This window comes from Sphingomonas sp. (genome assembly GCF_036677245.1).
GTDB lineage: Bacteria > Pseudomonadota > Alphaproteobacteria > Sphingomonadales > Sphingomonadaceae > Allosphingosinicella.
The window spans coordinates 1-1,823 of record NZ_JAKFCG010000096.1 but is presented as its reverse complement, the minus strand read 5'-3'; the positions used below and the strand labels follow the sequence as shown (position 1 = coordinate 1,823).

General features: G+C 66.6%; 2 protein-coding genes. Both read right to left on the bottom strand.

The features are described from left to right. Positions 1-169: 169 nt before the first annotated feature. Positions 170-1,180 (bottom strand): anthranilate phosphoribosyltransferase, encoded by a 1,011-nt coding sequence (trpD, locus tag V6M48_RS11090; protein ID WP_332812606.1) that lies wholly within the window; start codon positions 1,178-1,180, stop codon positions 170-172. Positions 1,181-1,190: 10 nt separating this feature from the next. Next, a partial coding sequence (locus V6M48_RS11085; protein WP_332812605.1) for a hypothetical protein occupies positions 1,191-1,823 on the bottom strand: 633 nt, incomplete at its 5' end.

Sequence of the window (1,823 nt, the reverse complement as noted above, 5' to 3'; positions counted from 1 at the left end):
GCGATCAGCGCGAACTGGCCGGCCGCCCGTTTGGCGCGAAGAGCGCTCAGGAAGCCGCGCGGCTGATCTCCGTCGGCAATGCGCGCCTTGAGATCAGCCAGCGGCACGCGCGACTTGGCTGCGGCGATCTCATCGCGCTTGTAGGCTTCGATCTTGCGCAGGATATCGGTCATGCGTTCGACACCTGGACCAGTTTCTCCAGCCGCGCCAGAGCCTTGCCGCTGTCGATCGACTGCGCGGCAAGCGCGATACCCTCTTTCAGGTCCGCCGCGATGCCGGCGACGATAAGCCCAGCGCCGGCGTTCATCAGCACCGTGTCGCGGTAGGCACCGGGAACACCCGACAGCATATCGCGGAGAGCCTTGGCGTTGAACGAGCTGTCGCCGCCCTTGAGCTCTGCCTGCGTGTGCCAATCGAGCCCGTACTGCGCCGGCGTGATCGTGAACTCCCGGATCGTTCCGTCCGCAAGCTCCGCCACATGCGTCTCGCCGGTCGTGGTGATCTCGTCGTAGCCGTCGCCATGGACCACCCAAACGCTCTCAGCGCCGAGCTCCCTCAACGCGTCGGCAATTGGCCTCACCCATTCGGACGCGAAGACGCCGACCAGCTGGCGCGTCACGCCGCCCGGATTGGAGAGCGGCCCGAGGATGTTGAAGATCGTCCGCGTGCCGAGCTCGACCCGCGAGGGCCCGACATACTTCATCGCCGGATGATGGGCCGGCGCGAACATGAAGCCGATGCCGGCCTCGGAGATACAGCGCGAGATCGCGTCCGGCGCCAGGTCGATCCGGATGCCGAGCGCCATCAGCACATCGGCAGCACCCGACTGCGAGGAGAGATTGCGGTTGCCGTGCTTTGCCACCGGCACGCCGCTGCCGGCGATGACGAAGGCCGAGCCGGTCGAGATGTTGAGGCTGTGCTGGCCGTCGCCTCCCGTGCCGACAATGTCGATCGCCTTGGCCGGAGCGTCCACGCGCAGCATCTTGTCGCGCATGGTCGCGATCGCGCCCATGATCTCCGGCACCGTCTCGCCACGCACTCTCAATGCCATGAGGAAGCCGCCGATCTGCGACGGCGTCGCCTCGCCGGACATCACGATGTCGAAGGCCTCGCGCGCCTCCTCGAAGGTCAGCGCCTTGCCGGCGGCGACCTTGGCGATGAAGGATTTGAAGTCGGCCATGGCGATCCCGTCAGAAGCTAAGCGCCTGCTGGATCGCGGCGGGGTTGGTGGTGACGCCGAATTCGCCCTGGAGGCGTGTAACAAGCTGGTCGAGGAGGTCGTCGGCCATGCCGGAAGCATAGGCCTGCCGGTTCTCGGCCGAAACGGCGTCGGCACCCGCGCCCGCCGGCTCGAACACCTCGGTCACGCGGAAGAGGAACTTCGTGTTGCCGTCGGCAGGCGCCATGACGCCGGCGCCGCCCTGCGGCACGGCAAAGACGGCGGCAGCGCCGTCCGGACCGAGATCGACGTCCTCCGCCCCGCGCTTCAAGCCCCGCTTGACCTGCTTTTCCAAGCCAAGTTCGCTCGCAACCTGGTCGAGCGAGTTGCTGTCCTTGACTCGCTTCTCGAGTTCCGCGGCCTTGGTGGAGAACAGTCGGTCGGTTTCCTCGGTGATCCAGTCCGCAACCACCTTGTCCTTGACCTCGTCCAGCGTCCGGTCGCGAGCCGGCGTGACGCTCTTGACCTCATAGAACACGAAACCGTTCGATCCGAGCGCGAGCGGAGGGTTCTCGATGTTCGGCTGCGTCTCGAAGGCGCCCTGCAGCAGTTCGCGGGCGGCGGGGATGGTCGAGATCACGGCGCCGCTCGGATCTTGCGCGTT